Raw genomic sequence first — 218 nt, forward strand, 5'->3', positions numbered from 1 at the left:
CGTAAACCTTCCCGGTAAGCGGCGGTGAAACGTGGAACGAAACCGTCGATCGTATCCGTCGCATCGGCGACCGCCTGTTCGCCGCCGCCCAGCAGCGGAAGCAGCGTTTCCGCGAGCCGCGCGAGGTTCCAGTGCGCGATGCGTGGCTGGTTGCCATAGGCGTAGCGTCCGCCATGGTCGATCGAGCTGAACACCGTTTCGGGATCGTAGGCGTCCAT

The 218-nt window shown here is 64.2% G+C and carries 1 protein-coding gene; it reads right to left on the reverse strand.

Going from position 1 to position 218, the window contains the following annotated elements:
- Positions 1 to 218, reverse strand: a 218-nt coding sequence (locus L0M98_RS22565) for a protein adenylyltransferase SelO family protein (protein ID WP_237962022.1), incomplete at both ends; no start/stop codon positions are given.

It is taken from the genome of Butyricimonas sp. DFI.6.44 (assembly GCF_022132345.1).
In the GTDB taxonomy this organism is placed as follows: domain Bacteria; phylum Bacteroidota; class Bacteroidia; order Bacteroidales; family Marinifilaceae; genus Butyricimonas; species Butyricimonas muris.